Annotated in this window: 24 protein-coding genes; 15 read left to right on the plus strand and 9 right to left on the minus strand. The window is 73.0% G+C overall.

Features of this window, described 5'->3' with window-relative positions; translation table 11 throughout:
* The first annotated feature begins 154 nt into the window (after positions 1 to 154).
* The 5 genes from AC069R_RS25150 (at position 155) to AC069R_RS25170 (ending at position 3148) form a co-directional block, all read left to right on the plus strand.
* Complete coding sequence (locus tag AC069R_RS25150; protein ID WP_478769073.1) at positions 155 to 1078, plus strand: LLM class F420-dependent oxidoreductase; 924 nt, start codon at positions 155 to 157, stop codon at positions 1076 to 1078.
* Positions 1079 to 1219: 141 nt separating this feature from the next.
* Positions 1220 to 1510: a hypothetical protein gene (locus tag AC069R_RS25155; RefSeq protein WP_478769074.1), complete on the plus strand. Its 291-nt coding sequence runs from the start codon at positions 1220 to 1222 to the stop codon at positions 1508 to 1510.
* A gap of 123 nt (positions 1511 to 1633) precedes the next feature.
* Positions 1634 to 1846, plus strand: a complete 213-nt coding sequence (locus AC069R_RS25160) for a helix-turn-helix domain-containing protein (protein ID WP_478769075.1) — start codon at positions 1634 to 1636, stop codon at positions 1844 to 1846.
* A 157-nt stretch (positions 1847 to 2003) separates the two neighbouring features.
* On the plus strand, positions 2004 to 2249 hold the full coding sequence (locus tag AC069R_RS25165) for a DUF5133 domain-containing protein (protein ID WP_478769076.1): 246 nt from the start codon (positions 2004 to 2006) through the stop codon (positions 2247 to 2249).
* A 77-nt stretch (positions 2250 to 2326) separates the two neighbouring features.
* Entirely contained in the window at positions 2327 to 3148 is an 822-nt protein-coding gene (locus tag AC069R_RS25170; RefSeq protein ID WP_478769077.1) for a restriction endonuclease, read from the plus strand.
* A 102-nt stretch (positions 3149 to 3250) separates the two neighbouring features.
* Here AC069R_RS25170 and AC069R_RS25175 read toward each other — a convergent pair whose 3' ends face one another.
* From AC069R_RS25175 to AC069R_RS25190, 4 genes are all read right to left on the minus strand, one after another.
* Positions 3251 to 3628, minus strand: a complete 378-nt coding sequence (locus AC069R_RS25175; protein ID WP_478769078.1) for a nuclear transport factor 2 family protein — start codon at positions 3626 to 3628, stop codon at positions 3251 to 3253.
* A 74-nt stretch (positions 3629 to 3702) separates the two neighbouring features.
* Positions 3703 to 6066: a prolyl oligopeptidase family serine peptidase gene (locus AC069R_RS25180; RefSeq protein ID WP_478769079.1), complete on the minus strand. Its 2364-nt coding sequence runs from the start codon at positions 6064 to 6066 to the stop codon at positions 3703 to 3705.
* The gene (locus tag AC069R_RS25185) at positions 6042 to 7823 is read right to left on the minus strand and encodes an N-acetylglutaminylglutamine amidotransferase (protein ID WP_478769080.1); all 1782 of its coding nucleotides are present in this window, start codon (positions 7821 to 7823) and stop codon (positions 6042 to 6044) included. The genes AC069R_RS25180 and AC069R_RS25185 overlap by 25 nt, the downstream gene beginning before the upstream one ends.
* A gap of 304 nt (positions 7824 to 8127) precedes the next feature.
* The gene (locus AC069R_RS25190; RefSeq protein WP_478769081.1) at positions 8128 to 9279 is read right to left on the minus strand and encodes a carboxylate-amine ligase; all 1152 of its coding nucleotides are present in this window, start codon (positions 9277 to 9279) and stop codon (positions 8128 to 8130) included.
* A gap of 344 nt (positions 9280 to 9623) precedes the next feature.
* Between AC069R_RS25190 and AC069R_RS25195 the strand changes: the two genes are divergently transcribed.
* Positions 9624 to 11789, plus strand: coding sequence for an eCIS core domain-containing protein (locus AC069R_RS25195; RefSeq protein ID WP_478769082.1), 2166 nt, complete (start codon positions 9624 to 9626; stop codon positions 11787 to 11789).
* A gap of 108 nt (positions 11790 to 11897) precedes the next feature.
* Here AC069R_RS25195 and AC069R_RS25200 read toward each other — a convergent pair whose 3' ends face one another.
* Positions 11898 to 12497: a DsbA family protein gene (locus tag AC069R_RS25200; protein ID WP_478769117.1), complete on the minus strand. Its 600-nt coding sequence runs from the start codon at positions 12495 to 12497 to the stop codon at positions 11898 to 11900.
* Positions 12498 to 12838: 341 nt separating this feature from the next.
* Here AC069R_RS25200 and AC069R_RS25205 point away from each other — a divergent pair, with 341 nt between their 5' ends.
* Positions 12839 to 13501, plus strand: coding sequence for a DUF4230 domain-containing protein (locus AC069R_RS25205; protein WP_478769083.1), 663 nt, complete (start codon positions 12839 to 12841; stop codon positions 13499 to 13501).
* A gap of 74 nt (positions 13502 to 13575) precedes the next feature.
* On the plus strand, positions 13576 to 14217 hold the full coding sequence (locus AC069R_RS25210) for a VanZ family protein (RefSeq protein ID WP_478769084.1): 642 nt from the start codon (positions 13576 to 13578) through the stop codon (positions 14215 to 14217).
* Between the two features lie 52 nt (positions 14218 to 14269).
* Here AC069R_RS25210 and AC069R_RS25215 read toward each other — a convergent pair whose 3' ends face one another.
* Positions 14270 to 15139 carry an NmrA family NAD(P)-binding protein gene (locus AC069R_RS25215; protein WP_478769085.1) on the minus strand — a complete coding sequence of 290 codons (870 nt, stop codon included), beginning with the start codon at positions 15137 to 15139 and terminating at the stop codon, positions 14270 to 14272.
* Between the two features lie 346 nt (positions 15140 to 15485).
* On the opposite strand from AC069R_RS25215, the gene otr(A) reads away from it, so the two are divergent.
* On the plus strand, positions 15486 to 17471 hold the full coding sequence (gene otr(A) / locus AC069R_RS25220; protein ID WP_478769086.1) for a tetracycline resistance ribosomal protection protein Otr(A): 1986 nt from the start codon (positions 15486 to 15488) through the stop codon (positions 17469 to 17471).
* 52 nt (positions 17472 to 17523) lie between these two features.
* Here otr(A) and AC069R_RS25225 read toward each other — a convergent pair whose 3' ends face one another.
* Both AC069R_RS25225 and AC069R_RS25230 read right to left on the minus strand, forming a co-directional pair.
* Positions 17524 to 17994, minus strand: coding sequence for a flavodoxin family protein (locus AC069R_RS25225; RefSeq protein WP_478769087.1), 471 nt, complete (start codon positions 17992 to 17994; stop codon positions 17524 to 17526).
* Positions 17995 to 18143: 149 nt separating this feature from the next.
* Complete coding sequence (locus AC069R_RS25230) at positions 18144 to 19139, minus strand: hypothetical protein (protein WP_478769088.1); 996 nt, start codon at positions 19137 to 19139, stop codon at positions 18144 to 18146.
* A gap of 250 nt (positions 19140 to 19389) precedes the next feature.
* Between AC069R_RS25230 and AC069R_RS25235 the strand changes: the two genes are divergently transcribed.
* The 6 genes from AC069R_RS25235 to AC069R_RS25260 all read left to right on the plus strand — a co-directional run bounded on the left by AC069R_RS25235 (position 19390) and on the right by AC069R_RS25260 (position 25569).
* Positions 19390 to 20052: a papain-like cysteine protease family protein gene (locus tag AC069R_RS25235; RefSeq protein ID WP_478769089.1), complete on the plus strand. Its 663-nt coding sequence runs from the start codon at positions 19390 to 19392 to the stop codon at positions 20050 to 20052.
* Positions 20053 to 20057: 5 nt separating this feature from the next.
* On the plus strand, positions 20058 to 20897 hold the full coding sequence (locus tag AC069R_RS25240) for a hypothetical protein (RefSeq protein WP_478769118.1): 840 nt from the start codon (positions 20058 to 20060) through the stop codon (positions 20895 to 20897).
* 367 nt (positions 20898 to 21264) lie between these two features.
* Positions 21265 to 23253 carry an ATP-binding cassette domain-containing protein gene (locus AC069R_RS25245; protein ID WP_478769090.1) on the plus strand — a complete coding sequence of 663 codons (1989 nt, stop codon included), beginning with the start codon at positions 21265 to 21267 and terminating at the stop codon, positions 23251 to 23253.
* A 28-nt stretch (positions 23254 to 23281) separates the two neighbouring features.
* A complete protein-coding gene (locus AC069R_RS25250; RefSeq protein ID WP_478769091.1) occupies positions 23282 to 23665 on the plus strand; it encodes a hypothetical protein in 384 nt (127 codons plus the stop codon).
* Positions 23666 to 23819: 154 nt separating this feature from the next.
* Positions 23820 to 24665, plus strand: a complete 846-nt coding sequence (locus AC069R_RS25255; protein WP_478769092.1) for an ANTAR domain-containing protein — start codon at positions 23820 to 23822, stop codon at positions 24663 to 24665.
* A 124-nt stretch (positions 24666 to 24789) separates the two neighbouring features.
* Positions 24790 to 25569 carry a DUF1206 domain-containing protein gene (locus tag AC069R_RS25260; RefSeq protein ID WP_478769093.1) on the plus strand — a complete coding sequence of 260 codons (780 nt, stop codon included), beginning with the start codon at positions 24790 to 24792 and terminating at the stop codon, positions 25567 to 25569.
* Here the strand turns inward: AC069R_RS25260 and AC069R_RS25265 are convergent.
* Positions 25502 to 26068, minus strand: a complete 567-nt coding sequence (locus AC069R_RS25265; protein ID WP_478769094.1) for an ATP-binding protein — start codon at positions 26066 to 26068, stop codon at positions 25502 to 25504. The two genes, AC069R_RS25260 and AC069R_RS25265, sit on opposite strands and share 68 nt — an antisense overlap.
* Positions 26069 to 26118 lie beyond the last annotated feature (50 nt).

Here is a 26118-nt window from a genome sequence, read left to right on the forward strand (position 1 = left end):
CTAGATCTTGGACTTGAACATGGTTCGCAGCATCGGGGCACTCCCACACGACGACCGCACAGGCCGCGATCAGCGCCGGCTGATCCTCGCCGGGCGGGGAAATGTTCACACGCGCATCGGAATACGCCTCCCGCCGGTGTCCGTTCGGGATGGCATGACTGTTGGAGTAGCACTCAGTGCCCGTGATGCGCACAACGAGGTCGACGCCAGCGTGCAGTTGGCGCAGGAGGCCGCGGCTGCCGGGCTGCGGTCCGTCTGGTTCGGTCAGACCTTCGGCGTGGACTCGCCCCAGCTCGCCGCGATCGTCGGCCGTGAGGTGCCCGGACTCCAGGTGGGGACCTCCGCGATCCCCGTCTTCGGCCGGCACCCCCTGGTCGTCTCCAGCCAGGCCCAGACCGCCCAGGCCGCGACGCACGGCCGCTACCACCTGGGGCTGGCCCTCGGCACCAAGCTGCTGACGGAGACCGGCTTCGGTCTGCCCTTCGCCCGCCCCATCGCCCTGCTGCGCGAATTCCTCACCGCGCTGCGGCAGTTGACGCAGACCGGCACGGCCGACTTCCACGGTGAGCTGCTCACCGCCACCACCCCGATCCCGGCCCGCGTGCCGGGCGCCGAGGGCGGCGTCCCCCTGCTGGTCGCCGCGATGGGGCCGCAGGCGCTGCGGGTCAGCGGTGAGCTGGCGGACGGGATCCTGCCGTATCTGGCGGGGCCGCGCGCCCTGGCGGAGCACATCGTCCCCGCCCTGACCGCCGCGGCCGAGGCCGCCGGCCGGCCGGCGCCCAGGATCGTGGCCCTCGTGCCCGCGGTGGTCACCGACGACGTGGCCTCGGTGCGGGCGAAGCTGACCGACAGCCTCGCCTTCTACGAGCAGATCCCGTCCTACGCGCGGATCATCGAACTCTCCGGTGGCCGACGGGCCGCCGACGTGGCGGTGGTCGGTGACGAGGAGACCGTCGCGGCCGAGGTGCGGCGCTACCGTGACGCCGGCGCCACCGAGGTGGTGTTCACGACCACCGAGATCGCGGGAGAGGCGGACCGCCGCCGCACCTGGGCGCTCCTCGGCGAACTGGCCGGCTGAGCCGGCCCTCTCGACCAATCCCCCTCGGTTCGTGCCCATCACCGGCGCGGGCCGTGCGAAACGCGCTTCGGTGGGTATCCGCAGCCGCGACCGGGACAAGGCGCCGTCGGCGCACCCCGGTGGCGAGAGGAGACATGGCGCATGGCCACCGATGCGAACTCCGTGCGGATCACGGGGAAGGTCCAGGGCCGGGACATCACCCTGGAGGGAGGGCTGTCGAAGGAGGAGATCCGCGGCCGGCTGTGGTGGTGGCGGACGTCCGGGTCCGAGAGCGCCGGGGCGCGGGGGGACCGTGGTCACGAGTACGACGATTCCCAGCGGGACGTGATCGCCACGCTGGGCGGGTACTACCGAGTCCCCGGCGATCCCCACCGGCAAGAAGCCGAGGAGCTGGTGGAGTTGGTGTACGCGGAGCTCAACCCGGCCGACTGACCTGCCCTGTTGCACCCGAACCGTCGTATCTGCCCCCTCGCCGCCGTACGGCCCCGGATGCATGGGCCGCGGCGGCGCGGGCAACCGGTGATCACGTCTCGACGGAGCGAGAAGGAGATCACCGTGCGCAAGGGACAGTGGATCACAGGCGGCGCGCGCGAGAAGCTGGCCGAAGCCTTCGCCGGGGAGTACCGGCAGGGGCGGTCGATCCGTGCCATAGCCGAGGAGCACGGCCGGTCGTACGGCTTCGTGCACCGCCTGCTCGGCGAGGCGGGCGTGCCGCTGCGGACCCGTGGCGGCGACGTGCGCACCGGCGCCGGCCGGTCGGCGCGGTGACGTACGGTGCCGGTGACGTACGGGCCGGTGACGTACGGACCAGTGGCGTACGGGCAACCGCGGGGCGTGAGGCATGCGGTGGCACTGCGGGGGCAGACGGGATGCCGGGGGGGGAGTCGAGCCCCCTTCCGACCGTCATGTCAGGGAGGACGTCGCTGTGTTGCTGCCCGCGGAGAAGGAAGTGCGTGCGCTGCTGGCCCGGTTCGCCGAGGCCCGCTTCCGCCATGACCTCCAGCCCACCGGACATTCGAGCCGGGAGCTGGAGGACACCTCCTACACGCTGTGTGTGATGACCGGCACCCGGACGGTGGAAGAGGCACTCGCGGCGGCCGACGCGCTCCTGGAACAGTTCCGGGCGAACCGCGGCGCGGGCGCCGAGGTGTCCAGGGCCCTGGCCGCCTGACCTACCGCGGAGAACCGCCGGCGATCTCGGGCACACGTACGTTTCCGATCTTCGTTCCCTGCCCGAAAGAGAGCCAGATGACCATTCCGGTGCGCCCTGGACGGCGAATACGCGGCGAGCGGCGGTTCGATCTGCGGACGACCACATGGTTCTTCGTCCTGCTCGCGGTCGTCCTCTGCCTTTTGGCGCTCGTGGTGCGCCTCGTGGCCCATGTCGTGGAGCGCCGCCCGCTGTGGGCCGCCGTCCTGGCCGTGCTCGGCATCGCCGGGGTCCTGCTGTACCGGCCGGGACGCGGGAGGCTGTCCGCCAGGCGGTGTGCCCGGCGGGCCGCCCGCGCCCTGGAGGTGGGAGCCGAGGCGGCGACCGACAGCCTCGACTCCACGGCGACGGGCGGGACCGTCGCACCGGAGGCCGGGGGCGACGCGGAATTCCTCCGCCCGGAGGTGCCGGCGACCACGATCGCCGTGCCGGGCGGGAACGGCGAGGAGCCCACGGTCGTCCTCGACTCCCCTGACATCTACGCCGAGTTGGACCCGGACGGTTTCGAGCAGGCCATCGCCGAGCTGTGCGTCCGGGAGGGCTGCCGCGAGGTGGAGGTGGTGGGCGGCACCGGCGATCTGGGGGCGGATGTCCTCGCGGTCACGCCGGAAGGGCGGCGCGTGGTCATCCAGTGCAAGCAGTACGGCGACACGCACAAGGTGGGCTCGCAGGACATGCAGCGCTTCGGCGGCACCTGCTTCACCATCCACGAGGCCGACATCGCGGCGCTCGTCACCACCAGCGAGTTCACCACACCCGCCCTCGAATACGCGGCGCAGTGCGGGATCGTCTGCGTGGACGGCCACGACCTCGACGCATGGCGCGCGGGTACCGGACCGAGCCCCTGGGATCTGTGCTAGTGCTGTGACCGTGACCGCATAGGCCCACCGGCCGGCACGAGTCCGGTGCGCGATGATGCTGCCCGCCTCGGTGGGCGGGAAGGACGGCGCCAGAAGGACGACTCAGGAGGCGGACGGTTCGATCTCCCCCGCGAAGACGATGATCTGGTCGATGAGGCTCCGCCGCAGATGGACGACGTCCGTTCCCGCCAGGTGGGGGCCTCCGTCCGGCGTGGTGAAGACCCACTGGTACCGGGCCCACTCGTCAGGCATGTCCACCGCCGAGCAGCGCACCATCGTGCCGGTCCCCGCCGGGTGGCGCCGGATGTCCAGCACGAACCGCTCGACCGCCGCGATTCCTTCGCTGCGGCCCAACGGCCCCCAGAAGACCACGTCCGAGGTCAGGGCCTGGGACAGCAGGGCAGTCACATAGCCGTCCTCCGAGGCGTTGAACGCGGAGATGAACGTGTCGATCGCGGAGCGTGCAATCTCTTCCTGCATGCCCCAGTAATACCAGCCGTTCCGCGCGCGGTGGCGGACACGGTCGGGGCCGGGGTCGGGGTCGGGGTCAACGGTCAGCCGCTCAGGTGCCGTTGCAGCCAGTCCGCGGCGGCGCGGCGGAAGAGCCGGCGGTTGTCGGCGCGCAGGAACTCGTGTCCTTCCTCGCGCAGCATGAGGAGTTCGGCTGCCACACCCCGCTCGCGGGCCGCCCGTACGAACTGCTCCGACTCCGCGGGCGGCACATTGGTGTCGTGCTCCCCGTGCACCGCGAACACCGGTGCCCGCAGCGCGTCGATACGGGTCATCGGGGACAGTTCCCGCAGCAGTTCACGGTCGCGTTCGGGGTGGCCGTACTTGTGGGCCGCGGACTGGGCGAGCCAGGGTTCGGTGCCCTCGAAGAACGTCCCGAGGTCCGACATGCCGCACACCGCCACGCCGGTGCGGAAGAGGTCCGGATGCCAGACCAGCGAGGCGAACGTGAGGTAACCGCCGTACGAGCGGCCCATCACCGCCAGCCGGGCCGGATCGGCCGGGCCGGCCAGCACCGCGTGGGCGGTGCAGTCCGCCACGTCGTCGAAGGCGGCGAACCGGCCCCTGCCCAGGTCCGCGTCGACGAACGACCTGCCGTATCCGGAGGAGCCGCGCACATCGGGGGCGAAGATGTCCAGCCCTCGCCCGAGGATCTCGTGGTAGAGCGGGTCGAGGACGGGGCGTTCCTGGTCCTCGGGACCGCCGTGCAGGTAGATGACGCAGGGCGCGGGTTCGCCGGGCGCGCGCCCCGGTGCCCTGTAGTACCAGCCGTTCAGCGGCAGCCCGTCGCGGGCGGTGGGACGCAGCGGTACGGGCCGTACGGGCGGGCGGCCCGGTGGTACGGCGTCCTCGTCACGGGAGGACCACGGGGTGCGGACCGGTGTCGCGCCGTCGGGCAGCCACCAGATGCCGGGGCGGCGGCGGGACCCCGACAGCGCCAGCGCGAGGCGGGGGCCCGCGTCCGCGATGCGGGTGACCACCTCGTGGGGCAGCGGGATGTGCCGGGACGGCGGGCCGCTCCGCGTCTCCGGCGGGGTGAACGCGTCCGTGCCCCCCTCTGTCCCGGCGGCTGTCTCCGACTCCGTGTCCAGGAGTTCGACGTCGCTCATGCCCCGGACGTTCCAGGCGAGCACGGCGGCGCCGTCGCGGGTGTGGCGCAGCAGTTCCAGGTCGCTGCCCGCGCGCGAGGCGACGGTCGACCAGCGCAGCGGCCGCCCGTCCGGGTCGAGGTCGGCCACCAGCAGGACCGCGAACTCCCGGTGGGCGTTGCTGCGCAGCCGCAGCACGTCCGCTCGGGGGGAGAAGCTGCCGATCCACGGGTCCCCGTCGGCCACCGGCATCACGCAGGTCGTCACATGGTCGGCGGTGCGCAGCACGACCGCCTCGCGCCGGCCGCGGGGTCCCCGGCGCAGCAGCGCGAGCCTGCCGTCCCGGCTGAGGTCGCACACGCGCAGCGTCGCCGCGTCCTTCACGGCGGCGATCAGCACGGGGGCGGTGACCGCGTCGGGGTCCACGAGGTAGGCCGAGAGACCGTCGCCGAAGCCGGTGGCGGGGTGGCCGCCCCTGCCGCCCCTGCCGCCCGGAGCGCCGATCGGCGTCGTCTCCACCGTGACGGCGGGCGAGGGCAGTGCCGGGCCGCGGTCGGTGTGCGGGGCCGGTCCGAGCAGTTCCGTCTCCCCCGCCCGGCCCTGCCAGTGGTCCGGCAGCCGGCCGTCGGCAAGGCCGAGGACGGAGCCGGAGCCGGCCGGACCGGCGCCGCCCCCTGTGTCCTGGGCGGCCGGGGAAGGCGGGGCGGCGGTGGGGACCGCGACGGTGACCGTGACGGCCGAGCCGTCGTGCGCCCAGCAGCCCAGGTGGGCGGAGCTGCCGGGCTCGGCGCCGGCCAGGATCTGCCGGTCGCTGCCGTCGGGGCGGACGCACAGCACGCGGGTGTGTTCGCCGCCGCCGGGCGCGGTGGTGTAGGCGATCCAGCGGCCGTCGGGCGACCAGGACACCTCCCGCACGGGGTCGGGGCCGTCGTCGAGCAGTCGTACGGGCTCGCCGTCCACGGGACCCGTCCACAGCTGCGGTACCCCGCCCCGGTCGCAGATGAAGGCGAGCCGGGTGCCGGCCGGGTCGGCCGAGGGGTACCAGCAGCCGTGCGCGATGAGCCGGATCGTCGCGTCGCGGGGCCCGGAGGCGTCCGGCAGCGCGATGCGGGCGGGCGCGGCGAAGGCGTCGGTGCGGCCGTCGGAGTCCGGCGGAGCCGGGGGCGCGTGCCCGTCCGGGCGCGTCGCGGTAAGCCGTCCGGCGCCGGACGGGCCGTCCGCGACGCGCTCGGCGGCCGGATTCCCCGCAGCCGCGCTCTCCGCGGCCGGGTTCCGTGCGGTCCGGTGCCCTGCGGTCAGATTCCGTGCGTCTGAAGCCATATCTCCAGCAAAGCCACTTGCCACAGCGCGTTCGCCCCGCGCTTGGTGCGGTGTCGGTCGGGGGCCGCCAGGAGCGCGGCGATGCAGGAGTCCTGGAAGACGCCGCGCCGTTTCGCCTCGGGGGCGTTCAGCGCGTCGCGCACCTTGTCCAGCACGGGTCCGGCCATGCGGGTGATCGCCGGGACGGGGAAGTAGCCCTTGGGACGGTCCACCACCTCGGGCGGCAGGAGTTTGCGGCCGGCCTCCTTCAGGACGCCCTTGCCGCCGTCGGCCAGCTTCAGCTCCGGCGGGCACGCGGCCGCCAGTTCCACCAGTTCGTGGTCGAGGAACGGCACGCGGGCCTCCAGGCCCCAGTCCATGGTCATGTTGTCGACCCGCTTGACCGGGTCGTCCGGCAGCATGACATGCGTGTCCAGGCGCAGAGCGGCGTCGAGCGCCGTCTCGGCCCCCGGTGCCGCCATGTGCTCCCGGACAAAACGGCCGGAGACGTCGTCCTTTGGCAGCAGGTCCGGGCGCAGTATGGCGGCGAGGTCCTGGTGCGGCCGGTCGAAGTAGGTCTCGGCGTAGCGCTGCGGCTCCTGTTCGCGGGGCGCGGAGGCCAGGCGCGGGTACCAGTGGTAGCCGGCGAAGACCTCGTCGGCGCCCTGCCCGCTCTGGACGACCTTGACGTGCCGGGAGACCTGCTCGGACAGCAGGTGGAAGGCGACCACGTCATGGCTCATCATGGGCTCGCTCATCGCCGCGACCGCCGCGTCCAGGGCGGACGGGACGTCCCGCGTGGGCACCACCAGCTGGTGGTGGTCGGTGGCGAACTCCCGCGCGACCAGGTCGGAGTACCAGAACTCGTCCCCTTCGTCACCGGCCTCCGCCTCGAACCCCACGCTGAACGTCGCCAGGTCCCGCTGCCCCTCGTCGGCCAGCAGGGCCACGATCAGGCTGGAGTCCAGTCCCCCGGACAGCAGGACCCCGACCGGCACATCGGCGACCATGCGCCGCTGTACGGCGGTGCGCAGCGCGTCCAGCACCGCGTCCCGCCACTCGGCGGCGCCCATGCCGGTGTGCTCGGGGCGGCGCGTGTACGACGGCTGCCAGTAGCGGTGGTCCCGGTGGGTGCCGTCCGGTTCGACGACCCGCACGGTGGCCGGGGGGAGCTTGCGCACCCCGTTCAGCACGGTGCGGGGCGCGGCGACGGTCGCGTGCCAGCTGAGGTACTGGTGCAGGGCGGCCGGGTCCAGCGAGGTGTCGACGTCGCCGGCCGCGAGCAGGGCGGGCAGCGAGGAGGCGAAGCGCAGCCGGCCGGGGGTCCGCGCCAGGTACAGGGGTTTGATGCCGAGCCGGTCGCGGATCAGGATCAGCCGGCCGGTCCGGTGTTCGACGAGGGCGATCGCGAACATGCCGTGGAAGCGGTCGACGCAGGCGGTGCCCCACTGCCGGTAGGCGGCGAGCACGACCTCGGTGTCGGAGGTGGACCGGAACCGGTGGCCGAGGGCGACCAGTTCCGCCCGCAGCTCCCGGTAGTTGTAGATGCAGCCGTTGAAGACGCCGGTCAATTCGTCCTCGGTGTCGGTCAGGGGCTGGGCCCCGCGCTCCGAGAGGTCGATGATCTTCAGCCGGCGGTGCCCGAGGGCCACGGCGTCCCGTGTCCAGATCCCCCGCCCGTCGGGGCCGCGGGGGGCGAGCCGGTCGCCCATCCGCTCGACGGCCGCGAGATCGGGCCGCGTGCCGTCGAACCGCATCTCCCCGCTCAGGCCGCACATCGGGAAGCACCTCCCCGCTGCGCGTACGGGTCGCGCGGGCAGCGCGGCGAGCATGGCGAGTGCGAGTACGGCGGTGAGGTGTGCGGGAGGCCGCCCACCGGCATGGGGCCGGGACTGGTCGACACGGGAATGCTTCTCCTTCGCGACAAGAGGGTGTCCGGGTGTCTCGGGGTCCTGCGTCTGCCGTTCCTGTGTCCTCCTGCTGTCCTGTTTCTCTGCTGTCCTGTTTTTCCTGCTGTCCTGTTTCTCCTGCTGTCCTGCCCCCCTGCTGTGCACCTCTTCGCTGCGCCCGCGCGCCTGTTCGTTACGCGGCGGCCTGCGGCGGGGAGGCGACGCGGTGGGCGGGGGCGGTGCGCCGTGGGGGCGGGCGCTCCTCGCCGCGGGTCTCCGCGATCGCCAGATCCGTGCAGGCCAGCAGGTCGTCGTGGTGTGCGGTACGGCGCAGGCGGCGGGCGGCGCTGCCGTTCGCGAGCGCCCGCTCGGCGAGGCTCCGGACGGTGGGCCAGTCCCCGGCGGCCTCCAGCGCCGGGCGCACCCGGCCCAGCAGGCCCCGGACGACCTGGGCCGCGGGCGCCTCGCGGCGTGTGGCGGGGTCGATCAGGGCGCCTTCCAGACCCGAGCGCGCGGCCCGCCACGACGCGGCGCGCAGCCACTCGTGCCGGCCCTGGCAGCTCGGAGTGCCGCTCGCCGCCAGCCGCGCGCGGGCGTCGGTCACCAGGGCACGGAAGAGGCCGGCGATCAGCACGACCGTCTCCGCGCGGGGACAGGCGTCGCAGATGCGCAGTTCGAGGGTCTGCTGGTGGGCGGAGGGCCGGATGTCGTAGTAGATCATTCCGGCGTCGCTGATGACGCCGGAGCCGACCAGGGCGCGCACGACCGCGTCGTACTCGGCGGCGCCGGCGAAGCAGCCCGGCGGGCCGGCGGTGGGCCAGCGCTGCCACACCATGGTCCGCCAGCTGGCGTATCCGGTGTCGGTGCCCGCCCAGAAGGGGGAACTGGCGGACAGGGCCAGCAGTGTGTGCAGCCAAGGCGACACCTCGCACATGACGCGGACGGCCAGGTCCCGGTCGGGGATGTCGACGTGGACGTGGGTCCCGCAGATCAGCTGCTCGTCGGCGACCAGGCGGTACTCGTCGACCATGTGGCGGTAGCGGCGTCCGGCGGTGGGGCGGGTGTCCGCCGCGCGGGCCAGCGGCACCGTACCGGCGGCCACGACGGCCAGCCCGTGTGCGCTCGCCGCGGCATCGAGCCGACGCCTGGCGCTGGTCACATCGTCGTACAGGTCGGCAAGGGACTCATGCACACCACTGTTCGTCTCGACGGCCGCCTGCTGCAACTCGGTCGTGAAGGTGTACTCCGGGAGGCCCTCCAGCACGGCGGCGGCTCGGGGCGCGAGCCGACCCGTCTCCACTTCGACGATGTGGAACTCTTCTTCCACTCCGATACGAACGGTCACGCGCACTCCTTGGTGACGGGCGAACACCGGCTGCCGCGCCCGGAAACCGTCCCGCCCCGTCCGGCCCCCGGAGGCGAGCTGTGCTCCCCGACTTCCCACCAGGCCCAGTGCTAAGCGTCCGCCACGCCTCGCCCGGCGTCCGGCCACCGCCCGCCGGGCGTCCCGCCGCCGCTCGCCGCGTATGCCGCCGCCACTCGGCACATGTGCCGCCGCGGTACTGCCGCGTTGCCCGTCCGGGCCGCCGACACTGCCCCTGCGTACCTGGCGCCGACACCGCGCCGCCGCGTATCCAGAAGAAGTTGATCATTTCCACTGCTGATCATGTCCACTCCGGAGGAGACCCCTTGCACGATCACCAGGACGCCAAAGCCACCGGGATCGGCAAGGACCGTGTCTCTTCCCGCAGAACCGACTCCGCCCCCGCCGCCCCGCCGGGCGGACTGCTCGGGCTCCAGGCCACGGTCGGCAACGCGGCGGTCGTACAAATGCTCCGCCGGGCCGATCGATCGCCGGTGCAGCGGTCCGCCGTCCACGAGGTCCTGCGCTCCGGGGGCCGGCCGCTCGCCGACGGTGTGCGGGCCGACATGGAGGCGCGGCTGGGCGCGGACTTCTCCGACGTACGCGTCCACAGTGACGCCAGGGCCAGAGCGTCCGCGACCGCCCTGGGGGCGCGCGCCTACACCTCGGGCAACCACATCGTCATCGGCGCGGGCGGCGGGGACGACCACACCCTCGCGCACGAGCTCACCCATGTCATCCAGCAGCGCCGGGGGCCGGTCGCGGGCACGGAGACGGGCGACGGCATCAAGGTGTCCGATCCGTCGGACCGCTTCGAACGGGAGGCGGAGGCGACCGCACACCGTGTCATGCGCGGATCACCGCCCGGCGCGGGGGCGCGCATACCGGGGGATGCCTCCGGGGCGGCATCGTCCGGAGCGGCACCGTCCGGGCGGCCCGCCGTCCAGCGTGTGCTGGTCCTCGGGGGCAAGGGCGAGGCGAAGGAGGCGGAGCCCGCGTTCGCGGACATCCGGGAGGGGCTGACCGACCCGGACCTGATCGGCGCCTGGGAGGACACGAAGCTCAAGCCGGCGATCATGAAGGTGCTCGACGAGTGGATCAAGGCCCCGAAGCAGTCCACGCCCCCGGCGACCGCGAAGAGCAAGCGCGGGACACGGGACGCTCTCGGGCGCTCGTACGCGACGATGGACGAGGCCGCCTCCGCCGTCCTGGACCGGGTCAACGCCCTGCCCGTCGCCGAGGTGGAGAAGGCGATCTCCGACGATGTGGCCGTCGACGCGAAGATCAAGGAGGTACTGGCCGGATACGTCGCGGACAACCTCCGGCCGTGGCTCGCCGAGCGTCGCACGCAGGTGACGGCACTGGGCGACGCGCTCTCGAAGACCATCGCGGAGCTGGCTTCGGTACGGCGGCTCTATCTGCCGTACATCGACTTCGGCGAGAAGACCCTGGACGCCATCCTCGGCAACCCCGAGGCGCAGGGGTTCGCCACGCTCATCAGCGCCGTCCATGACATCGCCGAGATCCTTTACGGCATCAAGGAGCTCGAACAGTACGTCACGGTCTCCGCGGAGCAGTTCAAGGGCTACGTGTTCAAGGACGAGGCGAAACTCGCGGGCCCGCGGAACTCGCCCTCCTGGGCACTGGGCGAAGGGGCGGGCCAGGCGGGCGGGAGCGTCGACGATCTGGAGCGGACCCCGGTCGCCCCCACGTTCCGGGGGCCCATGGCGACGCCGAACCAGCTCAACGACCAGGTGCGGACCGCCGGCCGGCTCGGCTACCCGGTCTCGCTCGGGCCCTCGCGGACCACGGGGAAGCTGATGAAGCTGGCCGACGCGACCGGTGCCGACCCGGCGGTCAAGGAGGCCATCGCGTACTCGCTGCTGGCCCTGTGGTACACGGACTACCGGCGCGACCTCACGGACATCCACCGCTACCACTTCGTGATGGACATGGCCGCCAACTTCGGTGTCGCCTACGACCCGCACAAGGCGCCGCGCAACCCGGCGACGGGCCAGGACTACTCCCAGCTGATCGCCGACACGCTCGACAGGTTCCGCAAGAACCACGAGGAGGAGTCGGCGCGGTACTGGAAGAAGACCGAGGAGCTGAAGCTCGCGCCGCCCGCGGTCCCCGGTCCGGTCAACGGGCCCGCGGCCGCCGCGGGTGAGCCGTCCGACCGGGCGGTGGCGGACGCGGGCCCGGTGTGGAAGGCCGACCCGGTCGCACGGGCGGTCATGGCGGCCCTCAAGTCCGCGCCGAAGGAGTCCAAGTTCAGGATTCCGGGCCAGAAGCAGGACGTGATCGAGGCGCTGCGGGACATGGCGGCGTTCAGGGAGCTGGGGCTGACGGAAGAACGGTTCGACGCGGCGTTCGGCCTCCTGACGCTGAGGGAGCACGTGGGGAACAAGCCGCTGGTGCAGATCGACCGGATGGGGCTGGGGCTCACGAACCCCGGCAGGACCGCGGTCAAGAAGGCGACGGATCTGTGAGGCCCGTCCCGTGACGGCCGGCCCGGTCCGGTCCGGTGTCGACCGGGCCGGGCCAGGATCCAGCGGGCCGGGCTCGCACGCCTCCGAGGCCCCCGGCGGACGGGCGTCTTACGCCGTCTCTCCGACCACCCGTGTCAGGTAGGTGTCGAAGAGGTCCGGCTTGTAGAGGAGTTCGCCGTACTGGACGGGTATCCGGTACCCGTTCACCTCGGCGGTCGGCGTGCCCGGCCCGACGTGCCCGTTGTAGTGACCGGCGGCGGCGAACGTCTTCTCGGCGGAGTTCACGAAGCCCCGGTACTTCATGGTCCGTACCGCGGTGTCGAAGGAGGGCCCCCGCAACCCCTTCACTCTGCCCGCCAGTTGCAGCAGGCGCGCATCGGTGAAGCCGTCCACCTCCTCGGCGGGCTGGTTCTTGTACAGGACGGCGTGGTATTCGGCGAACTTCCCCTGCTCCAGCGCCGCGCGCAGCGCGTTCACCGCCTTCTTCGACCCGCTCCCGCCCAGCCGCGGGTCCAGGAACGACGCCATCGTGTACTCGACCCTGACCTTGCGGCGCAGCACCCATTTGGTCAGGACCGGGCCGCCGCCCGAGGTCTCGAACTGCGCGCAGTACGGGCAGCGCGGGTCCTCGTAGAGGTGCACGGTCACCTTTGCCCTGGGGTCGCCCACCAGAATGTCCGCGCCGTTCGCTTCCACCTTCTCGGGCACGTCGGCCAACCCGGAGTACTCCGCCTCGGCCTGGCCCGGCCCTCCGCCCTCAGCGCCGCTTTCCGTCTGCCGGCCTCCGCCGGCCTGGTGCCGAGGTCCGCACCCCGCCACGGCCGCACCGAGCACGCCCGCCAAGACGACCGCCGCCAGCCGTCTGCTCCCACGCTTCAACCGCATCATGCCCCCCTGTGATCCCGAAAAGGGGAGAGTAAGCCATCCCCCGCGAGGTGGCGGCGGCAGGTCCGGCCGGAAGACGGGGGCAGTGGGCGGCCTCTTCGTCAACGCGTATGCCTGGCACGGGTTTTGGGGGGCATCCGGACTGCAGGAAGGAGGGCTGCCGGATGACGACTCCCCTCGCGCCCCCACCCAGACGCGTCCCCGGCTGGGCGAAGGCCGTGGCCGCCTTCGTGCTGGTGCTCGCGCTGCTGTTCGCCGGCATCCGACTGGCCGTACTGCCGGGCGTCAAGGACCTGTTGGGCACGCGGACACACGACCGCTCCGGCCCCGCGCTCCTCACGTCCCTCAACGACATGAGCCGTTACGACGCCGCCTCGGGCGACTTCCAGGTCGTCGTCGACCTGGAGAAGGACGCCAAGTACCTGCCGTCCGCCCTGCGCGGCACCCGCACCCTGTACGTCGGCGCCGGCACCGTGGACGCCTACGTGGACCTCGGCAGGGTCGGCGACAAGGACGTGACGGTGAACGCGGACCGTACGGCGGCCTCGCTGCGGCTCCCGCACGCGCGACTGGGCGAGCCGGCCCTGGACGCCGACCACTCCTACGCCGTCTCCAAGCAGCGCGGACTGCTCGACCGGCTGGGCGACCTGTTCTCGGACAACCCGGACAGCGAGCACGCCGTGCAGAAACTCGCCGTGTCCCACATCGCCGAGGCCGCCAAGGACAGCGGGCTGACCGCACGGGCCGAGAGCAACACCACGGACATGCTGGAGGGCCTGCTGCACTCCCTCGGCTTCAAGGAAGTGCACGTCTCCTACGGCTCCTGACCCGCCCCCGGCAGACCGCCGGCCGCACCGCCAACCCCTCTCCCCCTCGGGGACATTGACGACTGGAGGACCGAATGGCCCGCACCGCCCTGTTCTCACGCGCCGCCTCTTCCAGCCGCGCGCCCCGGACAAGTCCCCTCGCCTGGTTCACTCGTCGGGGCCGGAGCGGAGCGGCAGCGAAGGTCCGCAAGGGCGACCCCCGCGAGGCCGCCGTGGCGCAGCGTGCCGGGGAGGCGACGCGAGCCCCCGTTCGCCGCCGGCACGTGCTTCCGCTGCCGGTGCGGATCCTGGCGATGGTGTGCGCCTTCGTCCTCATGGTGGCCTTCGCCGTCGTCCTGGCCAAGCTCACCCTGGCGCCGTCCCCGGCTTCGGCCTCCCTCGCGCACAGCAACCTGCATCCCGGCCGCTCCATCAGGGCCTACCTGGACGCGCCAGGACTGCGGGACGCCGTCAAGCAGATCGGCGGCAACATCGCGCTCGGCGTTCCGTTCGGCGTCCTGGTGCCGGTGCTCGCGCCGGGGGCCCGAGGCAGCTGGCGGGTGCTGCTGCTGACCGCGTGCGTCATGCTGCTGGTGGAGCTGGCCCAGGGCGCCCTGGTCACCGGGCGGGCGTTCGACGTGGACGACGTCATCCTCAACACCTCCGGCGCGCTGCTCGGTTACCTGCTGGTGGGCCGGCGGCTGGGACGGGTGCACGCCCGCCGCGAGGGCGCCTGAGGCGGAAGCCGTACCGCCCCTCCCCCGGCCGGGACGCGCCGCCCTCAGGGCGTCAGAGCCGGGGCCGGAGCACGTCGTAGGCCCAGGACGCCAGGGTGGTGGGGGTGGTGCTGCGCACCGTGCGGGGCTGTTCCGGTACGAAGCCGTCGCGCAGCCCGGTCGACATGCCGATGACCGCTTCGACCAGGCCGTCGGGCATGCCGGAGGCGCGCAGCAGGTGCCGCATCGCGTCGTCGTCGACGCGTTCGACGCGCAGCGGGCGGCCGATGGCGGCGGACACGATCCCGGCGGCCTGCGGCCAGGTGAGATCGGCCGGGCCGTGGACCGCCTGGACATGGCGGCCGGACCAGTGGGTCGTCAGCAGGCGCGCGACCGCGACCTCGGCGATGTCGCGCGGCGCGACCCAGGCGAGGGGCTGGTCCAGCGGCAGGATCACCGGGATCGTGCCGGCCCGGATGGCGTCGAGGAGTGCCTCCAGATTGCTGAAGAAGTAGCCGCAGCGCAGGTGGGTGACCGTGGCGCCGAGCGCGTCGAGGGCGGTCTCGGTGCCGGCGAGGCCGTCGATCTCACCTGCTCCGTGGCGCAGTTCGGCGCCGACGCTGCTCTGGAAGACGGTCCGTTCGATGCCGTTGGCCCGGACGGCGCGCACCACGCTGTGCGTGGCCGCCGCGTAGTCGGCGAGCGGGTCCGGGCCCGTCGTCGGGGGGTCGACCCAGAAGAGGGCGTCGGCCCCGGCGGTGGCCGTGACGACCGCGTCCGGGTCCCGCTGGTCGACCGCGACGGCGTCGACCTCGCGGCGCACCGCGGGATCGAGCCGGCCGGGGTCGCGGGCGAGGACCAGGGGCCGGAGCCCGGCCCGGATCAGCTGGGCGACGACGTGACGTCCGACGTTCCCGGTGGGCGTGGTGACCGCGATGCGCATGGCCTGGCGTCCTTTCGTTGACTCGCAACGCGACACTAGGCGCCAAACCGGACATCTTTTGTCACCTTTCCCGTCGCGTCTGCCGGCGGGGCCCACCGACGTGCCGGCGCGTCGGCGGCCCTCCCGGCGACCGGCCGACGGTGACTGGCCGGCGAACGGCTGGCCGGTAGTCGTCGTCGCGTCCTGTTCCGCGCGGCAGCCCTTGCTAACGTGATCACGCCCGTGGGTGTGCGTCACCGTCGGGCGGATCCACGCGACGTCAGAGAGGGCGGAACGATGCGGCAGGCGACCAGGAATCCGGCAGGAAAGGTCCGCATCACGACGCACAGGAATCCGCGCTCTCTCCATGAACAAACTGAATCTGGGCATCCTGGCCCATGTTGACGCCGGCAAGACCAGCCTGACCGAGCGCCTGCTGTACCGCGCCGGAGTGATCGACGAGCCCGGCAGTGTGGACGCCGGCACCACGCAGACCGACTCGCTGGAGCTGGAGCGGCGGCGCGGCATCACCATCCGGTCCGCCGTGGCCACGTTCGTCCTGGACGATCTCAAGGTCAACCTCATCGACACACCGGGGCACTCCGACTTCGTCTCCGAGGTCGATCGGGCGCTCGGGGTGCTCGACGGTGCCGTCCTGGTGGTCTCCGCCGTCGAGGGGGTCCAGCCGCAGACCCGCGTCCTGATGCGCACCCTGCGCAGGCTGAACATCCCCACGCTCGTCTTCGTCAACAAGATCGACCGGGGCGGCGCGCGCCCCGACGGGGTGCTGCGGGAAATCCGCGACCGGCTGACCCCCGCCGCGGTGGCGCTGTCCGCCGTGACGGACCCCGGCACGCGGCAGGCCCGCGCGACCCCGCTCGGTCCGGACACCGACCCGCAGTTCACGGCCCGCGTCGGTGAACTGCTGGCCGACCACGACGATGCCTTCCTCGCCGCCTACCTGGACGAGGAACGCGTGCCGACCGAGAAGGACTGCGCGGCGGAACTGGCCGCGCAGACCGCGCGCTGCCTGGTCCACCCGGTGTTCTTCGGATCCGCGCTGACCGGTGAGGGCCTGGACCAACTGGTGGCCGGCATCCGGGAGTTGCTGCCACCCGCCCCGGACTCGGCGGACGGGCCGCCGCACGCCACCGTGTTCAAGGTGGACCGCGGCGCGCGCGGGGAGGCCGTCGCGTATCTGCGGCTGGTCTCCGGCACGCTGGGCACCCGCGACCCGGTGACGCTGCGCCGCGTCGACCACACCGGCCGGGTCACCGAGCACTCCGGGCGGATCACCGCGCTGCGGGTCTTCGAGCACGGCTCGGACACCCGCGAGACCCGTGCGAGCGCCGGGGACATCGCGCGGGTGTGGGGGCTGAAGGGCGTACGGGTCGGGGACCGGGCCGGGCACCTCGACGCTCCCCCGCCGCGGGCCTTCTTCGCGCCGCCCAGCCTGGAGACCGTGGTCAGGCCGGAGCGCCCGGCGGACGCCGGGCGGCTGCACGCCGCGCTGCGCATGCTGGACGAGCAGGACCCCTCGATCGACCTGCGGCAGGACGAGGAGAACGCGGCCGGCGCGGTGGTGCGCCTGTACGGGGAGGTGCAGAAGGAGATCCTCGGCAGCACGCTCGCGGAGTCCTTCGGCGTGCGGGTCCGCTTCGACCCCACCCGTACGGTCTGCGTCGAGAAGCCCGTGGGACGGGGCGAGGCGCTGATCGAGCTGGACCCGCGCACGCGCGTCTACTTCTGGGCGACCGTGGGTCTGCGCGTCGGCCCCGCCGAGCCGGGCACGGGCATCACCTTCCGCCTGGCGGTGGAACTGGGCTCGCTCCCACTGGCCTTCCACAAGGCCATCGAGGAGGCGGTGCACACCACACTGCGGCACGGTCTGTACGGCTGGCAGGTCACCGACTGCGCCATCACCCTGACCCGCACCGGTTTCGCCAGCCCGGTCAGCGCGGCCGACGACTTCCGCAGGGCCACGCCGCTGGTCCTGATGGACGCCCTCCGGCAGGCCGGGACGCGGGTGTACGAGCCGGTCAGCTCTTTCGAGCTGGAGCTTCCCGCCACCCGGCTCGGCCCGGTGCTGGCGAAACTCGCGGAGCTGGGCGCGACTCCCGGCGTACCCACGGCCGAGGGTGACGTCTTCCGGCTGGAGGGCACGATGCCGACCAGCCTCGTGCACGGCTTCCGGCAACGGGTTCCCGCGCTGACGCGGGGAGAGGGGGTGTTCCTCGCCGAGCACCGGGGCTACCGGCCCGCTGCCGGACGACCGCCCGTGCGGCCGCGGCCCGACGGGCCCGACCCGCTGAACCGGGACGAGTACATCCTGCACGTGCTCAAACGGCTCTGAGGCCACCGGTACCGCTCGGCGGCACCAACCGAAGCCGTACGAAAGGGAGTTGTCAGGACGCCGGGCCTCCCCGGTCCCGCAGTCGGCCGGCGAACGCCCGCGCGGCGGCCAGGTCCCCGGCGTCCGGCCGCTGCTTGTTGATGCCGCCGAGGAGCCTGAAGGGCGCCCACGTGTCGAACGCCCGGCAGGAGAAGCATCCGTCCACCTCGAAGCCCTTGCCTTCGAGGAGCCGGACCAGGGGGCGGGTGAACGGCAGCAGCGGGAACTCGGGGAGCCCGCTGGTGGCGAACACGAACGCCCGGCCCCGCCCGGCGGGAAGCGCCCTGGCGAAGTCGGTCAGACGGGGGTGGAGCCTGCTGTGGAAGACGCCCGACCCGAACCCCACGAGGTCGGCGCAGGCCAGCTCCGCCGGGTCGGCCTGCTCGGGGGTGACGACCTTGGCGCCCAGCACCTGGGCCATGGTGTCGGCGACGCGCCGGGTATTGCCGTGCGACACGGAGGCGCACACGATGACGGTCTTCATCTTCTCGGTCCCTTCTCTCGCTTCCGTAACCAGGACAGCGCGGCGGGGCCGGATGTGACATCTCTCGGGCGTGACGGCGGCCACACAGCGGCGGGCGATGGGTGTGCGGCCACCGGTGATCCCGGTAAGTCGCCCGGAAACACCGGGACTTAGTCCCACTCCCAGGTGATGCCGAGGATGCCCGGCCGTAGCTGCTGTTCCACCAGATGGACCGAGCCGTGGGCGTTGAGGGTCAGGCTGGTGACCGCCTTGCGGGGGGCGGTTGCGGAGGGGCGGGTGAAGCGGCGGCAGTGGACGGGGAAGGCGGCGCGGTCGAAGCCGACCTGGAGCGCGTACTGGCCGCCGCCGTAGGTGAAGCCGCGCACGTACTCCTCGCTGGGCGCGCCGGTCCCGTCCTCGAAGCGGTACCCGAGCACGGCCGTCTCCCCCGCCCGCAGCCGTCCGTCGAAGAGGAGTTCGACGACCACCATGCCCGAGGCGCTGTCGCGCCGGGTCCGCCCGACCCGGCAGTTGACGAGACCGCGCACCCGGACCCGCTCCGTGTCGCAGCCCGCGTCGCCGAGGTGGATGGCGAGATAGCGGTCGACGCCGTCGCGGTGGGCCCGTACGACATGGTGCGAGTCCCGCGCGACCAGTTCCCGGCGGGCGCCGATGTGCACGTGCTCGTAGTGGATCACGGTGTGCAGCCCGCCGTCCTCCGGTGCCGCGAGGCTCGCCAGCATCCTTTCGAGCGCGGCGGCGGGTTCGAGGAGGGCGCGGTACGGGCGGGCCGGGGGACGGTCGCCGGGGACACGTGGTCCTATCAGGCGGGTGAGCGCGTGCGGGGGCAGCTCCAGGACCTCCTCCAGCACGGTGACCGCGCGCAGCGACTCGGCCCGGTCGGGCCGCCGTAGACCGCGCTGCCAGTAGCTGAGGCTGCTCACGCCGACCCGTATGCCCCGCTGGGCGAGCCGGTGCTGCACACGGTGCAGGGCCAGCCCGCGCGCGGCGAGGGCGGCCCGGAGGGCGTCGGCGAACGGGCCGGTGCGCAGCGCTTCGGCGAGTTCGGCCTCGGGGACGGAGCGAGCGGCGGCGCGGCGGGACGGGACGGGGGCCGGGCCACTTGAGCGGGGGGTGACGTGAGGGTCGGTGCCTCGTGCTGCCATCGGGGTCTTCCCTTTCCCGCCCCCGTGCTCGCCTTCCAGTGAACGTTCACTTCCCCGTCCCGGCACGGGGTGCCGCCCGTGGGCCGCCACCTGCCCGGTACCGCGGGGGCGTTCACAACCGTACGCGCGAAGTTTACTTCACCACCATCCGCCGGAGGAGGCCGTTGACCGGGACCTGACGGGTGATCAAAGCTGCTGTCGCAGCGTCCGGACGCGCACCGCCACCCCCACTCCGACTGGGAGCACTGCCATGTCCAACTCCGACCGGGCCCGTATACGGCCGTCCGACCGGGGCCGTATCCGGCTGGCTTCGCTGGCCCTTGCGGCCGTCGCCGTCCTGACGCCCGCGCTCCTGCCGGCGGCCACCGCGCACGCCGTACCCGACTCCGTGCGACAGGCGGCGCCTCGGGCCGCCGCGCCCCCCGCGCTCGCCACCGCCAAGCGCCTGAACATCACCATGCAGGCGCAGCAGAACAGCAATTGGTGCTGGGCGGCGAGCGGCAACACCATCGCCTCGTGGTTCGGGCGCGACTACAACCAGAACCAGTTCTGCGACGCCGCGTTCGGCCGCCCCCAGGGCAGCCCCTGCGGCAACTGGCAGGCATCGCTGGGCAATGTGCAGGACGCCCTCGACTGGATGGGCATCAACCCCGGCACGTACGTGCGGGGTTACCTGCGCTACGCCACCGTGCAGAAGGAGATCGACGCCGGCCGCCCGGTCGAGACCCGCATCGAGTGGAGCTCCGGGGGCGGGCACATGCATGTGCTCTACGGCTACGACCCCGCCGCCGGCCAGGTCTACTGGGGCGACCCCTGGCCCTCCAACTCCCGCTACAACTGGGCCGATTACGACTACTACGTGGACAACGACTCGTTCACGTGGACGCATTCGCTCTACGGGATCGGAGCGTGACCGAGATGACCTCGACCCGCACCCGCACCCGCACGCGCACGGCCGTCGTACTGTTCGCCGCCGCGGCCCTCGGCGCACTCGCCCCCGCCTCCGCCCACGCGGCCTCCGGCCCCGCCGCCTTCCCCGCGCCCTTCACCGCCACGGCCACCGCCCGGGCGCGCGCGGCGGCGACCGCTCCCGCGACCCTCCAGACGCTCTCGCGCTTCTTCGCCCGCGGCGGCGCCATCAGGCCGGCCGCGGCCCGGCCGCACCTGGCCGGTCCCTCGGTGACCGTCTACTCCCTCACCCCCGGATTCGTCGCCGGGGACCCCGGCGCTCCCGTCGCCGCCCCGCGGTTCGTCGCGAGCAAGGCGGTCTCCGCCGACGGCCAGGTCGCCTCCCTGTGGACGGTGCGGACGGCGAAGGGGTGGAAGGTCGTCAACATCGCGACCGGCGGCGACGAGACCGACTACGTCGGCAAGGCGCACGGCCGCGGAACCGTCTTCCAGGAACCGCAGATCGACGCCTGGTACGTGGTGCGCGACGGCCGCGTCCTCCCGCTCGATCCCGACGCGCGCCACGCCGTGGGCAAGGCGGGGGTGTCCCTCGCCGCCTACCAGCACCTGGTCCACCGGAAATACGGCGACAAACTCCCCGGCTCCGCCTACGACCGCGCGGGCAAGGGCGGCGGTTACGACGGCACGTCCGCGACCCCGCCCCGCGCCCACGCGGCCTCCGCCACCGCCTCCGCCACCGGTTCAACGGCGTTGGGTGCGGCTGCGGTTGCCGCCGCCACAGCCGCTGCGGCCGTACTCGCGCTCCTCCGCCTCCGCCACACCCGGCGCCCGCGACGCGTCGTGGGGTGACCGCGCACGAGTAAGGGCGGGGACCGGCACGGTGACGCTCACGCGCCCCGTTTCCGGTCCCCGCTCCAGGCGAACGGGCGGACCGGTCGCCTGGCTCGGCGTTTTGGCCACCGGCGCTTCGCGCCCCGGCCCAAGGGCCGCAAGGGTCGATGCACCCCGCACACTTCGGCGCGCCCTCAATCTCGGGGCTGCCGACACGACCGAAATACATGTGTTCGAAATCCCGGCCGGTTCGTTGACCCCCAGGAGCAGCCGCATACGCGCCGAGGGGGACCACGTTGACTTTGATCAAGGCACCGGCACATACGGACGATCACGGTCGCCCCGGCGCGGTGGCCGGTCACGCCGGCTCTCCGGGAGGCGCGCTGTGAGGAGGTTCTTCGGACGCGTGCGGATGGCGGAGCCGGAGGTCTCCGACGCCGAGCGGGAGCTTTTCGGCGGTCCTTTGCGCTATGACTCGGGCTGGTCGGAACATGAGCGCGCCCGGCTCGACCTGACGACGATGTCGGCGCTGCGCTCCATGCCGAGGCTGGTCGGGGTGACCTTGCGGATGGCCTGGCAGGCGGACCGCCGCGCGCTGCTCACGGTCGCCGTCGGCGAGATCGGCCAGGGCCTCGCCGCGGCCGTCGGGTTGCTCGCGGTCAACGCCGTCATGCGCGCGCTGCTCGGCTCCGGCACCCCCGGACAGCGGCTGCACGCCGTCCTGCCCGGACTGCTCGCCGCCGCCGGAGCCGCCGTCGTCAACTCGGGGCTGGCCGGCTGGTCGACCTCGCGGGCGGGCCGGCTGGAACCGCTGGTGGAGCGGATCGCCACGACCCAGTACCTGGCCGCCGCCGCGTCGGTCGAACTGGAGGCCATCGAGGACCCGGAGTTCCGGCGGCTGATCGACGTCGCACAGTACGGCGCCGGATCCGCCCGCCGCATGATCAGCGCCTGTGTGGCCGCGCTGAACGGGGTCATCTCCCTGATCTCCACGGCTGGCGTGCTCACCATCCTGCACCCGGTCCTGCTGCCGCTGCTGATCCTGATCGCGGCGCCGCGCGGCTGGGGCGCGATGCGGGTGGCGCAGGAGCGGTACGTGTCGGTGATGAGCTGGGTCGAGCACGTGCGGGCCAGCCGCCTCATCGGCAACCTGCTCACCGAGCGCAGCGCGGCACAGGAGGTGCGCATCCACGCCGTCGGGCCGTTCCTGCTCAGCCGCTACGAGCGAATGGCCGAGAGCGCCGAGGCCGAGCAGGAGCGGCTGGCCACCGGCAAGGCCGTCACCGAGTGGGTGGCCGCCGCGCTGTCCGGCCTCGCCATGGCGGCGACGTACGCGGCCATGTTCTTGCTGATCATGAGCGGGCACATGAGTCTGGCCGTGGCCGGGACCGCCGTCATCGCCGTCCGGTCCGGCTCGGCGAGCCTGGGCGCGCTGGTGATGAACGTCAACCAGCTGCACGAGGAATCCCTCTACGTCCGCGACCACTCCCGGTTCCTGGACGAGGCGGCCCGGCGCACCATCCGCAGCGGGGGCGATCCCGTCCCGGCACGGGTGCGGCAGGTCGTCCTGGAGAAAGTGACCTACCGCTATCCGGACCGTGAGGCTCCCGCCCTGGACGGGGTGTCCCTCACGCTGCCCATGGGCTCGGTCACCGCCGTGGTCGGCGAGAACGGCTCCGGCAAGAGCACGCTGATGAAGGTGCTGTCGGGCCTGTTGCTGCCGCAGAGCGGGACCGTGCTGTGGGGTGAGGCCGACATCGCCGCCCTGGACCGCTTCGAGGTCTTCGAGCGCGTTGCGCTGCTCACCCAGGACTTCCAACGCTGGCCCGTGACAGCGGCGTTGAACATCCGGATCGGCCGGCCGGGCCGGGCGGCCGATCCGGAGGACCTTCAGCCGTCCGTCGACTACGCGGGTGCGGGACCGGTCGTCGCGAAACTTCCCGACGGCCTGCGCAGCCTGCTGGCCCGGATGTTCCGCGGCGCGAGTGAACTGTCCGGCGGCGAATGGCAGAAGATCGGCCTCGCCCGGACCCACTGGCGCACTTCCACCTCGGACGCCGACGGCGTGCTCATCGTGGACGAGCCCACCTCCGCCCTCGACCCGGAAGCCGAGATCGCCGCGTTCGACCGCATCCGCCGGCTCGCCGCCCCCAACCGGGCCGTCGTCCTGGTCACCCACCGCATGTCCGGCGTCCGCCACGCCGACCGTATCTACGTCCTGCACCACGGACGGCTCGTCGAGCACGGCAGCCACCGCCAACTCATGGCCGCCCAGGGGCGCTACGCCGCGATGTTCGACGCGCAGGCCGCCCAGTACGCCCCCGCCGCCACCCTCCCCCGCCCCGGCTCCCCCACCGTCACCGACCCCGCATGACCCACTTCCACCGGCGTCAAGGAGCCGTATGACGATCACCCCGGCCGCCGCCGACTACGGGGAGCCGCTGTGGGCCGGCGGACGCCGGTGCCGGGAGGCCACCGGCGCCGAGGCGGCGGGGCTCGCCGGCCGTCCCGGACCGGGCCGCGGGACGCCCGGCTTTCGACCCCGGCACCGGCGAGGGCGCCTCGCGCGCCACCTCCACCGGCCCGGTTACCGCACCACCGGCATCGACTTCGCCCCCAGCGCCATCGCCGCGGCCTGGAACGGCCGGCAGGACGAGCCGCTACGCACTCCGCCCCTGAACCCGCCCCGCGTGCCGGACACCTGGTCCGTGCCTACGGTGCGTCGGCCGAGGGACCGGCAGCGGAACCTCACCGGCCACGGAGCCACCGTGCCCCGGCCGGGGTGAGGGGGTCGTCCGGTGGGCGGGTACGGGGCATGCATACAGTGTGGGCGGGGTGCTTCGGAAGGCAGGCATCACGTGTCGTCATGCGTGCGGGACGCGACCGCCTCGCACAGGTGGGGTCGGACAAGGAGGCCAGTCGGCGACCGCGTTTCAGGAGATGCCCGTACGACGTGAAGCAGCCGCGTCGGGCGGGGAAGCGGAGAGCCGCCCCTGCGCTCCCGGAGTCTCGCTCGCCCTCGAAGACCCGTCCGCCCTCGATGAGCGGAACCGGCAGCTCGCGCACGCCGGGATCGCCCGCGCCGAGGACCTGCTGGTCTCCCGCTACCGGCTCTCGTCCCGGCAGGAGGCGTTCGACCTGCTGCGCCGCACCTCCCAGCGGTTCAACATCAAGCTGCACATCCTCGCCGACGTCGCCGTCCACACGCCCGCCCCGTCGCCGGACGCCCGGAGCTGGCTGCCGGGCCGGCCGCTCGGCGACGCGCCGGCCCTGCCCGCCCTCCGAAGCGGCGTGAAACAGCCGGCCGGCCACGGTGCGGTCCTCACGGCCGCCCTGCACATCACCGGCGCCGAGATGGGCAATGTGCAACTGGTGGACAACGGGATGCTGCGCATGGAGAAGCACACCGGACTCAACAGGCGCTTCACCGACTACTTCACCTTCGTCGAGGGCTCCACGACGTCCTGCGCGCAGGCCGCCGCGGAGGCCCGTCAGGTCACCGTGCAGGACGTCGCCGCCTGCGCCACCTTCGACGAGGGGTCCCGGCAGACGATCCTCCAGGCCGGCAGCCGCGCCTGCCACAGCGTTCCCCTGGTCAGCCCGAACGGCGCCGTGCTCGGCATGATCTCCTCCCACCACGAGCGGACCCTCGGGAGCCTCACCGGCACCCGGCTGAACGCCCTGCACGACCTCGGCGGCCAGGTCGCCCGCTGGCTGATCTGGCACCGGGGCACCGCCGCCCGCGCCCTCAATCACCTCCACGCCCTGGCCACCAGCCGCCGTTGACCGGTCGCCGAGGTGTCGGCCGGGGTCCTCGGGGCACCGGCGGAATATGGATGCATGGTCATGGGCCCGGTCATGGGCACCGCGCGGTCGCGGCGAGGTGCGCCGGGCCGCGGACGGCAAGGCGATGGCGGTGGCAGCCCGCTCCGGCTTCGCCGCCCGTGGGCTGATCCACGTCCTGGTGGGCGTCATCGCGCTGCGGATCGCCTTCGGCGGCGACGGCGGCCGGCAGCAGGCCGACCGGGGCGGCGCCCTGGAGGAGCTGGCCCATCGGCCCTTCGGTGTGGCGCTGCTCTGGATCGTCGGCGCGGCGCTCGCCGGTATGGCGCTGTGGCGGCTGTCGGAGGCGGTGTTCGGCGGGGCCGGGCCAGGGGCGGGAAAGCCGTCGAAGCGCCTGGCGTCGCTGGGCCGGTGCGTCTTCTACGCCTTCCTGTCCTTCTCGGTGCTGGCCTACGCGGTCGGCAGCCGGGGCAGCGGCAGCGGGTCCTCGGACCGCAGCACACGGGATGTCACGGCGATGGCCCTGCGGTGGCCGGCCGGGCAGTGGCTCGTCGGCCTCGGCGGCGCGGCCGTGGTGATCACCGGACTGTGGATGTCGGTACGGGCCCTGCGCAGGAAGTTCCGCCGGCAGCTGCGGACCGACGCCATGTCCCCGCGGGCCAGGCGGTTCACGGACTTCTTCGGTGTGGTCGGCGGTACGGCGCAGGGTGTCGTCTTCGCCGTGGCGGGCGGGTTCGCCGTCATCGCGGCCGCCCGGCACCGACCCGGCGAGGCGAAGGGCGTGGACGACACGCTGCGCTCCTTCCGTGATCTGCCGGCCGGCCCCTGGCTGCTGGCCCTCATCGCGCTGGGCTTGATGGCGTTCGGTGTCTTCTCGTGGTGCGGCGCGCGGTGGCAGCGCCTGTGAGCGCGGGCGCCCCGCAGGTTCCGGCTCCCCCGGTGTCCGCGAGGGCGATCCGGACGGTGATCCGCTTGCCCGGCGGCTCGGGCCGAAGCTCGTACGACTCGGCGACGGCCAGGACGATCTCCAGCCCGTGCTGACCCACCCGGCGGGGCTCGGCGCTCCGGACTACCGGAGCGACGGGAAGGGAGTCCCGCACCGAAATCTCGATCCGGGCACCGGTGAGTCGCAGGTCCATCGCGATCGGCCCCGGAGCGTACTTGCAGGCGTTGGTGACCATTTCGCTGACGACGAGCCGGGTGAGGTCGAGGGCGCGCGCGGAGACCGCGATGCCGTGTTCGGTCCGGGCGCGGGTCAGGAACCGTACCGCCTCCTGCCGTGCCGCGGCGATGCAACCGTGGTTCCCGTCGAACTCGGCGGTGATGGAACACGGTTGGGCGGATACGGGCCGGCCGCCGCAGGTACGGGGGCCGGGCGCCGTGCGGATCGTGGGCGCTGCGTTCACCTGGGCGCCCATACCCCGCGCGCCGGACTCCATGCCCCGGATTCCCGCGG

The organism is Streptomyces sp. NPDC043952 (assembly GCF_056435325.1).